Source organism: Sphingobacterium sp. UBA6317, assembly GCF_002440385.1.
GTDB classification, from domain to species: Bacteria; Bacteroidota; Bacteroidia; order Sphingobacteriales; family Sphingobacteriaceae; genus Sphingobacterium; species Sphingobacterium multivorum.
This window is the reverse complement of sequence record NZ_DJTD01000024.1, coordinates 1-12,999: the sequence shown is the minus strand read 5'-3', so window position 1 is coordinate 12,999 and position 12,999 is coordinate 1. Positions and strand designations below refer to the sequence as shown.

10 protein-coding genes are annotated in these 12,999 nt (G+C 40.7%); 9 read left to right on the top strand and 1 reads right to left on the bottom strand.

From position 1 onward, the window contains the following. Positions 1-570 precede the first annotated feature (570 nt). From ccoN to B3E92_RS07125, 8 genes are all read left to right on the top strand, one after another. Positions 571-2,709: a cytochrome-c oxidase, cbb3-type subunit I gene (gene ccoN, locus B3E92_RS07160; RefSeq protein ID WP_286851456.1), complete on the top strand. Its 2,139-nt coding sequence runs from the start codon at positions 571-573 to the stop codon at positions 2,707-2,709. A 4-nt stretch (positions 2,710-2,713) separates the two neighbouring features. After that, complete coding sequence (locus tag B3E92_RS07155; protein WP_046671935.1) at positions 2,714-2,911, top strand: hypothetical protein; 198 nt, start codon at positions 2,714-2,716, stop codon at positions 2,909-2,911. Positions 2,912-2,914: 3 nt separating this feature from the next. Next, entirely contained in the window at positions 2,915-3,829 is a 915-nt protein-coding gene (locus tag B3E92_RS07150) for a cbb3-type cytochrome c oxidase N-terminal domain-containing protein (protein WP_286895963.1), read from the top strand. Between the two features lie 15 nt (positions 3,830-3,844). Beyond that, a complete protein-coding gene (gene ccoG / locus B3E92_RS07145; protein ID WP_286895961.1) occupies positions 3,845-5,233 on the top strand; it encodes a cytochrome c oxidase accessory protein CcoG in 1,389 nt (462 codons plus the stop codon). An 11-nt stretch (positions 5,234-5,244) separates the two neighbouring features. Then, positions 5,245-5,667, top strand: a complete 423-nt coding sequence (locus tag B3E92_RS07140; protein WP_286851452.1) for a FixH family protein — start codon at positions 5,245-5,247, stop codon at positions 5,665-5,667. 9 nt (positions 5,668-5,676) lie between these two features. Next, positions 5,677-6,366: a sulfite exporter TauE/SafE family protein gene (locus B3E92_RS07135; protein WP_286851450.1), complete on the top strand. Its 690-nt coding sequence runs from the start codon at positions 5,677-5,679 to the stop codon at positions 6,364-6,366. A gap of 57 nt (positions 6,367-6,423) precedes the next feature. Continuing rightward, positions 6,424-7,887, top strand: coding sequence for a cardiolipin synthase (cls, locus tag B3E92_RS07130; RefSeq protein WP_286895960.1), 1,464 nt, complete (start codon positions 6,424-6,426; stop codon positions 7,885-7,887). 127 nt (positions 7,888-8,014) lie between these two features. Next, positions 8,015-10,738: a carboxypeptidase regulatory-like domain-containing protein gene (locus tag B3E92_RS07125; RefSeq protein ID WP_286754266.1), complete on the top strand. Its 2,724-nt coding sequence runs from the start codon at positions 8,015-8,017 to the stop codon at positions 10,736-10,738. 252 nt (positions 10,739-10,990) lie between these two features. Here B3E92_RS07125 and B3E92_RS07120 read toward each other — a convergent pair whose 3' ends face one another. Then, entirely contained in the window at positions 10,991-11,572 is a 582-nt protein-coding gene (locus tag B3E92_RS07120) for a thymidine kinase (RefSeq protein WP_046671893.1), read from the bottom strand. Positions 11,573-11,805: 233 nt separating this feature from the next. Between B3E92_RS07120 and B3E92_RS07115 the strand changes: the two genes are divergently transcribed. Beyond that, positions 11,806-12,873: a hypothetical protein gene (locus B3E92_RS07115; protein WP_286895959.1), complete on the top strand. Its 1,068-nt coding sequence runs from the start codon at positions 11,806-11,808 to the stop codon at positions 12,871-12,873. Positions 12,874-12,999: the final 126 nt, after the last annotated feature.

The window sequence follows — 12,999 nt, the reverse complement described above, 5'->3', positions numbered from 1 at the left end:
GTCAAGGGCTTCTTTCGTTTAGATACTCCCCGTACTACCCGCTACTTCCCCGTACAATGCTATTACCTATCTTCCATACTTCCCCGACCGGAGCCGCCCCGCAGCCTTTATTGTGTCTGCTCAAGCTCATGCCATCACTGCTCCTTTTCGAAAAGGCTTTGGCTCACTGGCTACAGTTGGATAGTACAATACATTGAAAGATTAAGGTTTGCGACTTTGATAAGATTAGATACGCTATAGATGCAATTCGCTTCATGCGGATAGTCCTCGATGTTTTCGGAATAAATTTGTGAATATAGCATTGATTTCAATCCATATTGCTATTAAAATAGCGCACTGTACGGTAGGAAATTTGATTATGGTCACTTTTGATGTCAGATATACTGGTGAAAAGTACCTTTCAGAATCTCAATTTTCACTAAGTCATTTAGAACCAGTAGCCGAAATTAGTAACTAAGCCTTGTAGTACTGTAATACAAAAGTGACGTACATCACTTTTTTACGCATTACCCATCATTAGATTGTCATAAATTGCTGCTTACTTTTGAACCAGAATCAACAATTTAAGTAATGCAGTTAGAGCAATTTAATTACGACAACAAGATTGTCAGGAATTTCGGAATCGCTACCATTATTTGGGGGATAGTTGGTATGACCATAGGATTGCTTGTGGCAACGCAGCTTGTTTGGCCCCAGATGAACTTTGGATTGCAATTTACAACATTTGGCCGTGTACGTCCTGTGCATACCAATGCGGTGATTTTTGCTTTCGTAGGTAATGGTATTTTTATGGGAGTTTATTACTCCTTACAGCGGGTGCTTAAAGCAAGAATGTTCAGTGATGCTTTGAGTAAGCTCCATTTTTGGGGTTGGCAATTAATTATTGTTGCCTCGGCTATTACACTCCCACTCGGTCTTACTTCAAGCCATGAGTATGCCGAAATGGAATGGCCTATTGATATCGCAATTACCCTCATTTGGGTCGTATTCGGAATCAATATGTTCGGTACTATTATCAAACGGCGCGAACGTCACATGTATGTCGCTGTTTGGTTCTATATTGCCACATTTGTTACAGTAGCCGTATTGCATATTGTTAACTCCATCCAATTGCCTGTAGCGGGCTGGAAAAGCTATTATGTCTACAAAGGCGTACAGGATGCGCTGGTACAATGGTGGTATGGTCACAATGCTGTTGCTTTTTTCTTGACAACTCCTTATTTGGGAATGATGTATTATTTCCTTCCTAAGATGGCCAACCGTCCAGTTTACTCTTATAAGTTAAGTATTCTTCACTTTTGGTCTTTAATCTTTATTTATATCTGGGCAGGTCCTCACCATTTGCTCTATACGGCGCTACCTGGTTGGGTACAGTCTTTAGGGGTTGTATTCTCCATTATGTTGATTGCTCCGAGTTGGGGCGGTATGATCAATGGCTTGTTGACCTTGCGTGGTGCTTGGGATAAGGTACGGACAGAGCCTATGTTAAAATTCATGGTCGTGGCCCTTACTTGTTATGGTATGGCGACTTTCGAAGGCCCTATGCTATCTTTAAAGCAGGTGAATGCAATAGCTCACTTTACCGACTGGATCGTAGCACACGTACACGTAGGTGCATTGGGATGGAACGGCTTTATGACATTCGGTATTCTGTACTGGTTGATACCACGTATTTATAAAACCGAGTTATATTCTAAGAAGTTGGCATCAACCCACTTTTGGATAGGTACCTTGGGTATTTTGTTCTATGCGATCCCGATGTATTGGGCAGCCGTAGTACAAGGCTTGATGTGGAAAGAATTTACACCAGAAGGGGTCTTGAAATATCCAAACTTCCTGGCGACAACGTTAGAAATTTTGCCGATGCACATGATGCGCGCAATAGGTGGTGCACTTTATCTGTCGGGGGTCTTCCTAATGACCTTTAACTTGATCAAAACCATGAAACAAGGGAAGCTCTTGGCCAATGAGCCAGCAGAAGCTCCTGCATTATTGCCGGTTCAAGTAAATGAACAGTCTCAACACCGTCGTCTTGAACGTAAGCCAATTTTATTTATGGTACTGGCTCTTATCGCCATCCTCATCGGGGGTATGGTGGAGATGGTGCCGACTTTTACAATTTCTAAAAATGTTCCAACAATTGCGAGTGTAAAACCTTATACAGCATTGGAACTGCAGGGAAGGGATCTCTACGTGAGAGAAGGTTGTGTAAACTGTCACACGCAAACTATTCGTCCATTTAGATCCGAAACCGCCCGTTATGGGGAGTATAGCAAGGCGGGTGAGTTTGTTTACGATACACCGTTTTTATGGGGTTCGAAACGGACAGGACCTGATCTGCATCGCATCGGTGGTAAATATCCAAACAAATGGCACTTTGATCACCTGTTGGATCCAACGATTACCTCGCCTGGAAGTATCATGCCAACATATCCGTGGTTAATCGATCAGAAATTGGATAATGCTATTCTGCAAGATAAAATGAAGGCGTTACGGAAATTGGGAATCCCCTATACCGATGCGGAAATTGAACATGCTGAACAGGATCTCACCAAACAGGCACAGAAAATTGCTGATGATCTAAAACAAAATCAAGTGAATGTGTTAGCTGACCGTGAGATTGTGGCTGTAATTGCCTACTTACAGCGATTAGGAACAGATATAAAAGCAGCTCCAAAAGTAGCTGATAATGTTAACGCAAATCAATAAAGCCATGTTTAAGCAAATAACAAATCTAAACGGCAGTGAGCTTTATCTAATTGCATCACTTTGGATCTTCTTGGTATTCTTCATTTCAGTAGCAATCATGTTGTTTCGAATGAAAAAAGACTATGTTACTTATATGAAGGAATTGCCTTTGGAAGAAGATGAAACAGAAAAGGAACTGAATCATTCACCTGAAAGTCTATAATATATGAGTTTATTATTGGATACTGCACCAGCTACCGCAGAAGTTGTTCAATCTACGATAGGATTCGGTACAGATAATTTATACACAGATATCTTAATTGTTGTATTGATCGTTGTGATGCTGGCTCTTCTCGCTTCGGCATTGATGGTCAATCGCGCGATGAAATCCATCATTAAGATTACCATGCCTGAATTGGCCCAGGAGGAAAAACTCAAAAAGGTGGCGAATAAGGGCTGGATGAAAAAGTCGTGGAACAAGATCATGGGCATCAGACCGATTTCAGAAGAAAAGGATATTGTCATAGATCATGAGTATGATGGTATCCGCGAATTGGACAATCCGATTCCGATCTGGTTCAATTTCCTTTTTTATGGAACGATTTTTTTCGGCCTTGTTTACTTATTTGTTTATCAGGTGTCGGGTATCGGAATGAACCAGGACCAGGAATATGAACATGAGATGGTCATTGCCGAGAAAGAGCGTCAGGCTTATCTTACTGCTTCTGCGAGTAATGTAGACGAAAGTAGCGTGAAGTTTCAGCCGGAAATGGCAGCTGATGGAAAAGCGATCTTTGCAGCAAACTGTGTCGCTTGTCACGGAGGTAGTGGTGAGGGAGGTATCGGACCCAACTTGACTGATAAGTTTTGGCTACATGGTGGTGAGATTAAAGACATCTTCAAAACCATTAAGTATGGTGTTCCTGATAAAGGAATGGTGCCATGGGAACAAACGTTAAGTCCCGCTCAAATCGCACAGGTTGCCAGTTATATTGTCACCTTAAGGGATACAAACCCTGCTAACCCTAAAGCTCCGCAAGGTGATGAGGTATCCTATGGCGGTGGTCAGGCGGCAAACGGAGAGAAAGCAGCGGATGATGCCAAAACAGGTCCAGCTGAAGCAGATAAAAAAGCAGAGTAGTAAATTGAAATAGCAATGAGTACAGCAGTCGTGAATAATGCCAATAACGGTGAATCTAAGTCAAAAAAAAGACAATGGATTTATGCCAAAAAACCGCAGGGAGAGCTTTACAAAAAAAGACAGTGGGTTGGGTATTCACTACTGCTGTTCTTGTTTATCGTTCCTTTTATCAAAATAAATGGTGAACCGTTTCTCATGTTCAACATTATTGAGCGAAAGTTTTCCATCTTAGGAAATCTTTTCTATCCACAAGATCTCTACATATTCGTATTCGGTATGTTAATCGTGATGGTATGTGTGGTTTTGTTTACTGTTGTCTTTGGACGGGTATGGTGTGGATGGACTTGCCCCCAAACCATTTTTTTGGAATTAATATTTAGACGAATTGAATATTGGATCGAAGGTGATTGGCAGCAACAAAAGAAATTGGATGCGGGACCAAATACGGATCAAAAACAATTTAAAAAATTCTTGAAACATGGTATATTTTTAATCATATCATTTTTCATTTCAAATATCTTTTTGTCTTATATCATCGGTGTTGATGCGCTGATGAAGATTATCACTGATCCATTGGACCAACATATCGGTGGACTGATATCAATAATCATATTTACATTGGTTTTCTATGGCGTGTTTGCTTACGTCAGGGAGATTGTCTGTATTGCAATTTGCCCTTACGGCAGATTGCAGGGTGTACTCCTGGATGACCAAAGTATCACTGTCGCCTATGATCATAGACGCGGGGAGCCAAGAGGAAAACAGCAAAAGGATGCAGTGACGACGCAAGGGGATTGTGTGGACTGCAAGCTCTGTGTACATGTATGCCCCACAGGAATTGATATTCGAAATGGCCTTCAATTGGAATGTGTGAGCTGTACGGCCTGTATAGATGCCTGTGATGCTGTGATGGACAAAATCGGAAAGCCGAAAAAGTTAATTGGTTTTTATCCAATGGGTGAGATTGAAGGAACACTGAAGAAAAAAAGCAATACGAGAGCAATAGCTTATTCGGTCGTGCTGGTTGCTTTAATGTCGATTTTTGGTTTTCTGTTGTTCAATCGTTCTCAGGTGGACGGTAGACTGCTCCGCGCAAAGGGAAGTACCTACCAGCTTCGTGATGATAAGACAATAAGCAACCTGTATTCTTTGGAATTGATTAATAAGTCTGGTAAAGAAATGCCTTTTAAATTGGTCTGTGATGACCCCCGCTTAAAGATTCAACTGGTCAATCCTATTCAAAAATTGAGTAAAGATGGGCATGCGACACTGAGCTTTTTTCTAATTATCGCAAATAAGGATGTTGAGACCTATAAAAGTAATGTAAAATTAGCTATCTATTCGGGCGATAAGAAAGTGGAAAGTTTAAAAACTACTTTTATAGCGCCTCCGGGTATGAATTAAAATGAAAAACAATGAATTGGGGTACAAAAATTTTTTTAACCTTGGCGGTATTTATGTTGTGTATAGTCGGAGCAGGAATATATATGGTGAGTCACGATTCGGATAGTCTGGAAGAAGACGATTATTACGAGCAGGGACTGAATTATGATCAAGCTTACGATAAAAAGCAGAATGTATTGATGATGAAGGAATCACCGACAATTGAAATCAGGCAAGATACCTTGTATATTCATTTTGTCTCCAAAGATAATAAGGGAAAATTGCTGTTTCGAAAACCTTCGGATAATCGATTGGATAAAGAATTGCCCTTTCAGACAACCAGTAATTTATATACACTGCCCATTTCCACGTTCGATAAAGGCATGTGGAATTTATATATCGACTGGAAGAGTGTAGGTAAGGATTTTTTGTTTGAAGAGCATATTTTATTTTAGTTTACGGAAATGAGTTATACCTACTTTGCATTTTTCATGGGATTGTTTGGAAGCATACACTGTGCGGTCATGTGTGGTCCATTAATTTTCGCCATTGAAGGAAGGCAAGGCTTTGGTTGGAACGTTTTCTTAAATAAAATACTGTATCAATCCGGTAGGGTACTGACTTATGGTTGTTTGGGACTTTTACTGGGTACGATCGGAACATTTGCGCAGATCCAGGGCTGGCAGCGTAGTCTAAGCTGGGCTACAGGTGTCATCCTGATTGGAATTGCTTTATTTCAGCTTATTGGTAAACATAATCGAAAAATTGCCAGCTGGCAGACGAAGGCTGTTCAGCCAATCGTACGGTTATTGTCGAAATGGCTCTATAAACCGGGCGGTAGCTTTGTTGCCGGTGTACTGAATGGATTGTTGCCCTGTGGTATGGTCTACATGGCGCTTATGTCGTCCATAAATGCGGATAGCCCACAGCAGAGTTTCTTTTTTATGTTGTTTTTTGGCTTAGGTACTATCCCGCTCTTGTTTGTGTTTTCTTTTTTGGGAAATTTCTCCCGATCTTTCAAAATTGGATTTTCGAAATGGATTCCTTTTCTCTATTTCTTATTGGGGATATGGTTTATACTCCGGGGTGCCAATTTAGATATTCCCTATTTAAGTCCGTTCATTCATGTCGATGGTGCAATAAACTGTGTTTAACGACAAACAATATGTCGATGCTAAGTATTATATTTGGTAAAACCCTTAGCACACAATATGGAGGTACTTCATCATATTTTACAGATTGCATTAACCTATTATTGGATTCCCTTACTCATCCTTTATATTGGTGTAATCGGGACGATTTTGATCGAAAACCGTAATCCTTCTAAGACCATCGCCTGGATTATGGTCATTGTTTTCTTACCTGTCGTCGGTTTGCTCAGTTATTATTTCTTTGGTCAGAAGTTTAAGAAGGTCAAAAGGATGAAGCGTGTGTATCGCGAGCAGTCCAAAAAGCTACTGGATGCCTGGCGTAAGGAATCCGAAATTATGGAGGAACATATCTATACGTTAAATGAGCGGATCGGTAGTTTGGCTATGGTATACCGCTACCTTAAAAATCAGAAGATCTCTACTTTTTCCCTCAACAACGATGTCACCCTGTTTATCAATGGGGAAGAAAAGTTTCCAGTACTTATAGATCGCCTTAAAGCTGCGCAGCATTCCATTCACATGGAATATTATATCTGGGAAATGGATGATGTAGGGCAGGAAATCTTACATATTCTAGAAGAAAAAGCAAAGGCTGGCGTGACTGTTCGCCTGATATTGGATAGTTTTGGTGCTCCGGATGTGATTAGATATTTACGGCGGCATAAACCCGATTTTGTGTTTCAAGCTTTCCTTCCGGTGACCTTTAGTTCCTTGGCGAATAGCAACTACCGAAATCACCGCAAGATAGCGGTGATCGATGGGAAAATAGGTTTTGTCGGCGGAATCAATATTTCAGATCGATATATCAATAACGGAAAAAATGAGATTTACTGGCGGGATACGGCGATGATGGTTGTCGGCGCAGCAGTAAATACCTTGCAAATCCAGTTTTGGAACAGCTGGAACCAGACAGATGCAGAATCGTTTGAATTGGGCCGAGGTTATTTAAACCGATTTCCACTTACCGATGAAGATGCGAGTGGAGTAGGATTTACAGCCAGTGATCCTGGATCGCCAGCGCCTTTCAATATGGAAGCAATTATTGCCGGTATCAACGAAGCAAAAGAATATGTACAGTTGTGTACGCCATATTTTATTCCCAGCGATCAATTGACGACCGCTTTAATGCTCGCGGTATCTTCAGGAGTCCGTGTGGACTTGATGTTGCCGGCCCAGTCTGATTCGTTTTTTGTACAGCATGCCTCATTCTCGTTTATAAAACCACTGTTGGAAAGAGGAGTTAATGTATACCTCTATACAAAGGGATTTCTGCATGCCAAAACCATCTGCATCGATGGGAAGCTGGCCTATATCGGTACGACAAACTTGGATATCAGAAGTTTTTACATCAATTTTGAAATCTCGGGAATTGTATCGGATAAAACGCTTTGTGATCGTCTTAATACGCAATTTTTGGCTGATATTGAAGTTTCAGATCTGATTACAATCCGAAAATGGATGCACCGAAGCCGCTGGAAAAGAGGAGTAGATTCAATCTGTAGGCTTTTGGCTCCATTGCTTTAGTTTCCTTTAACAAGTTGGTAATGACCCTATGAATAGGTATAATAAATGTTAAAAATACCCCAATGGGGTTGGTCTTTGCTCAAAATTGAATATATTTAGCTATTCATTTTTTATTCTAAGACTTTCAATGAAGCACATAAAACTATTGACTTTATCGATAGGACTGTTAGGAATAGGGACCACTTATGCCCAGACTACACCTACATTGCCTATTAATACAATCGTAGAACGAGTTCAGAAATATTTTCAGGTTTACCCAGTTGAAAAGGTACATTTACATTTCGACAAGCCTTATTATGCTGTAGGGGATACTCTCTGGTTTTCAACCTATTTATCCCGCAATTTGGCCGAATATGAGCCGAGTAAAATAGCTTATGTGGAAGTGCTGAACAGTCGCGATTCCCTGATTCAGACACTAAAAATTCCATTGGATAAAGGGGTAGGAAATGGGCAGATTGTACTTGATCCTCAATTTATGTCTCAGGACAATTATCGCTTTAGGGCCTACACAAAATGGATGGCCAACTTTGATAATGCTTACTTTTTTAACAAAGTGGTGCCAATCGGGGATGTAATCAATAAGAAATTGATAACGAACATTGAATTTCAAAATAACATTGGTGGTAATAAAACCCAAGCTGTCATACAGTTCCGCGATCGTACAGGAAAACCGATGATCAATTCAAAAATCAATTGGGAGTTTGTGTCGGGATGGGAAACCTTCGACAAGGGCAAAGCTGAGACCGATGGGCTGGGGAAAGTAACCATAAACCTGTCTGCAAAAGAAAAGGCAAATCTGGAGAAAGGACAACTGAAGATTAGCATTCAGGAAAATAAAAATGAAAAACCTTTGTCCAGTTCCTTCTTGCTCAAAAATGCCTTGTGGGATGCAGATGTGCAATTCTTTCCTGAAGGGGGTGATATTATCGCTGGATTGGCCAAAAAAGTTGCATTTAAAGCCATTGGATCCGATGGTAAGGGGCTAAAGGTAAAAGGTAGTATTTTGGATTCAAAGGGCAAGTCGGTAGCGGAGTTTGCAGACTTTGGAACTGGAATGGGCTATTTTTCTCTACTGCCGCTCGCAGGAGAAAATTATCAAGCTGTTGTGAAGTTTGAGAATGGACAGGAGCGCAAATACAAATTGCCGGCTGTTGTCAGTGACAAGGCAAATGTTGTTTTTGTAAAACAGGATGCCACGAATGCGGAGTTTGCCGTGGTAACTAGCGAGGAGAATTTTTCAAAGAACCCGGGGCAATCTTATTATGTTTTGGTTCAGTCGAATGGCCATCTCTGTTTTGGCGCACAGGTGAATTTAAAATCTTCGTCTGCATTGGTCAATATTCCGAAAGAGCGTTTGCCAAATGGTATTGTTCAGGTAACCTTATTGAGTCCGGACGGAAAACCTATCAGCGAACGCTTGGCATTTGTTCAAAGTGAAAAGCTTTTAAATATTCAAGTTACCAGCGATAAGCAAAGCTATAAGGCTAAAGACTTGGTCAATCTTAAACTTGCTGTGGACAACAATGGGCAGAAGTTCCCCGGAAGCTATTCAGTCGCTGTAATAGACGAATCCAAAGTTCCTTATAATGATCAGGCAGATCTCTCTATTGTGAGCAACTTTCTGTTGACTTCGGACCTCAAAGGAAATGTAGAAAACCCAAATTCATATTTCGATGAAAAGAATCCCAATCGGGATAAAGCGCTGGATGCACTATTAATGACACAGGGATACCGTCGATTTGACTACCCGACACTTATATCGGAGAAGTTGCCACAGATCAGTTTTCTTCCCGAGCAAGGAATTGAATTATCCGGTATACTTCGGATGAATACTGGACGCCCTTATCCAAATGGAGGGTTACTTTTATCGGTTCCTTCGCGTAATATTAAGAAAGACGTTTATACGGATCAGAATGGACGATTCACCTTTAAGGATCTTGTGTTCCCGGACTCGTCTAAAGTAACGGTTAATGCCCGCTCTAACGACAATTACCGGAGCCTGGTTATTAATATGGATCAGAGCTTTTACCCGGAGATCGATAAGAATAATGGCTATAAAAGTTATTTTGTGCCGAATATAGACCAGGCTTTTGCTCCTTATTTGGCGAATAGCCGAAAAGAGTATCGAAAATCGATCCTTCTGGATGAGGTCGAAGTGACAGGCGTAGTGAAGAAAGCAATCACCAATAAAGATTTTCCATCTATTTCGGGCTTATCCATGCCGGAACACCGTATTGAACCCGAGCGTTTGACCGGTTGTAACGTGTTGACCATGTGTCTTCAAACGGTATTAACTGGCATTACTTATGATCCGCAGACATTGAAATATTATGTTTCCCGCGATTATAATGCGGGGGGACGCACGCCTGTTCAGTTCTTTCTGAACGGTATGGCTATTGATGAGCCTGGATTGAACAGCATCAATGTCGCGGATATCGAAGGAATCGAAATCTTCTTACGTGATGAATTGGGAACAGTCTCCAGAATGTATCAAAATAATGGTGTTGTGTCCATTTATACGAAAAAAGTGGAAGCGAAGAAGCCGCGAATGTCATTGAGTGAAATTGAGAGCATGTTGCCAAAATCAAATGTGATCGATATGTATCCTCTAGGTTATATTAAAGAACGCAAATTCTATATTCCAAAATACGATACGCCGGAAAGAAAGGCTGTAAACGATTTGAGAACGACCATTTACTGGAATCCGAAAGTCTCAATCACAGAGACGGGGGAAGCTGCCATTCAATTTTATAATGCCGATGGAAATGGAAATTACAAGGTCATCGTCGAGGGAATGGATCAAACAGGTAACATTGGCCGTAAGGTTATAAATTACGGTGTTCAGCCTTAAGCCTTGCCTATAGGAGTTCATGAAAAAAGAACGCTGTTCTCAGTAACCTGGGGACAGCGTTCTTTTTTAACAAAAAAACACCCCCTTGATGGGCAAGGAGGTGCTAACTAACCAATTATAAACCTAAATTATGAAAAGTATTTTGTCGCTATTAAAAGCGTTAATCTTCTTATTTATAAAGTATATTTCAAATCCTATGCCAAATAGCGTTTATGGTCCTTTTGGCAGATTTTAGTTAACTTTTTGGATCATTTACTTATTCAAGCCGAAATAACAGGGTCTACACCGTGGTTCATAAGCTTCTTTTTCACCCAAAAGCACGGTTTCCGTATCCTTGGTCAGGCGGTAGGAATAATTCGCTGGAGCGCCACATTGCATGCAAACCGCATGCACCTTCGTGACGTGTTCGGCTACTGCCATTAAATTGGGAATTGGACCAAATGGTTGCCCTTGAAAATCCATATCGAGACCGGCAACGATCACCCGGATACCACTATTTGCCAATTTGACACATACCTCTGTCAAACCGTCATCAAAAAATTGTGCTTCATCGATTCCGACAACTTGGGTCGATGAACTTAAGAGTAGGATCGCTGAAGAATGATCAACGGGTGTTGATGGGATGCTATTGCTATCGTGAGAAACGACCAACTTTTCATCATATCGCTTATCAACCGCTGGTTTAAAGATTTCGACATTCAAACGTGCATATTGTGCTCGTTTTAGCCTGCGAATCAGTTCTTCAGTCTTGCCCGAGAACATCGATCCACAGACAATTTCAATGCTACCATATTGTGCGGGGCGCAAAGCCAAATTATGTTCGGAAAAAAGCATTTGATTAATTTAATTTTGTCGGAAGGTCCGCAAATAAGGTGATTTTTGTAAAATGACCTCCCATTATATTCTGTTTTTGACACCGCTAATATCAGAATTAAATATTAAATTTGGGTAGCAAAAATTGGGCGTAAATCCAAATATTTCTAAATCAAAGGATTGGGTTTTCCACTTTTTGATCGGTTGCAGGTATAAGTGTTATAAATAATTAATTGGTGATTTCAAATAGAATTATGGGTACTAAAGAGGAAATTTTTAATACGATAGGCGATTTATTACAGGATTTAAATGGACAGTATCTGACCTTGTCGGAACAGGGCAGCTTGTCCGAAATTAACAAATTAGTAACACTAGAAGCGAAGGCACAGGCTGTGGCTGCCTACATAACTTTACTTAAGACCAAGGCCGTTCTTCAGGGAACTCAATCGCAGCATACGTTAAGTACTGCTGCCTTAGACAGTAAGAAGATTGCTTTCAACAACTATTTTACACCGCCTTCCACCCTTAGAACTTCAGCGCAGCAAGTTGTTGCTGAACCGACTGAAAGCGAGATTCAAGAAGCTCAACCAGTTGAAGATTTCAACCGTGGAAATGAAGAAGCCATTGTAGCAAATGAAGAAACCAGTGTGGGGGAAAACGAAGTCCCATTTGTTTCTGAACGTGAACCTGTAAAATTGGAAGAGCCAGAAACCTCATTTGTTTCTGAAAGTGAACCGATACAATCGGGAGAGCCTAGCCCTGCAATTGCTGAACCTGTCGCGCCGCCAGTTGTTGCAACGCCACCGGTTTTTGAGGCTGCTCCAGTGGAGGAATTAGCTTATCAGGCAGAAAAGGAAGTTACAGCGCAAGTTGAAGAACCTACTGTCTTCGTTACAGAAGTCATCGAAGAACCAAAAGAAGTCGTAATTGAGCAGCCGCAAGAAGTGTTTATTCAGGAAGAAATCAATACGGTCATTGAAGAAGCTCCCGCGAGACCATTGACCTTAAATGAAATTATCTCTCAACAGAAGCAAGCTGGCGTGCAGAACCGTGTTTATCAGGTAAATCAATCTGGACATAGCGATAAACTCACAGATATTAAAGCAGGAATAAGCTTAAATGATAAGCTCTTATTTATTAAGGATTTGTTTAATGGGTATAGTTTAGCGTATAGTGAGGCTGTCGAATTATTGAATAGATTTACAAGCTATGCGGAAGCGGATGCATTTTTGCAGACAAATTATGCGATTAAAAATAAATGGGCAGATAAACCGCATACCGTTGAAAAATTATACAACGTCCTACGCAGAAGATACAACTAAAATTCTAAAGTATAAAAAAACAGCTCCCGTTCTACTGGAGCTGTTTTTTTATACCTATTGTCTCGTCCTGAAATATCGATACACAAAAAGAATCGTTATGGAAAAAGGAACAAATTATGTAAAGCG

Bases quoted from the DNA above. Each gene is read 5' to 3' on its own strand.
- ccoN (WP_286851456.1), top strand. From the start codon at position 571: ATGCAGTTAGAGCAATTTAATTACGACAACAAGATTGTCAGGAATTTC.
- B3E92_RS07155 (WP_046671935.1), top strand. From the start codon at position 2,714: ATGTTTAAGCAAATAACAAATCTAAACGGCAGTGAGCTTTATCTAATT.
- B3E92_RS07150 (WP_286895963.1), top strand. From the start codon at position 2,915: ATGAGTTTATTATTGGATACTGCACCAGCTACCGCAGAAGTTGTTCAA.
- ccoG (WP_286895961.1), top strand. From the start codon at position 3,845: ATGAGTACAGCAGTCGTGAATAATGCCAATAACGGTGAATCTAAGTCA.
- B3E92_RS07140 (WP_286851452.1), top strand. From the start codon at position 5,245: ATGAATTGGGGTACAAAAATTTTTTTAACCTTGGCGGTATTTATGTTG.
- B3E92_RS07135 (WP_286851450.1), top strand. From the start codon at position 5,677: ATGAGTTATACCTACTTTGCATTTTTCATGGGATTGTTTGGAAGCATA.
- cls (WP_286895960.1), top strand. From the start codon at position 6,424: ATGGAGGTACTTCATCATATTTTACAGATTGCATTAACCTATTATTGG.
- B3E92_RS07125 (WP_286754266.1), top strand. From the start codon at position 8,015: ATGAAGCACATAAAACTATTGACTTTATCGATAGGACTGTTAGGAATA.
- B3E92_RS07120 (WP_046671893.1), bottom strand. From the start codon at position 11,572: ATGCTTTTTTCCGAACATAATTTGGCTTTGCGCCCCGCACAATATGGT.
- B3E92_RS07115 (WP_286895959.1), top strand. From the start codon at position 11,806: ATGGGTACTAAAGAGGAAATTTTTAATACGATAGGCGATTTATTACAG.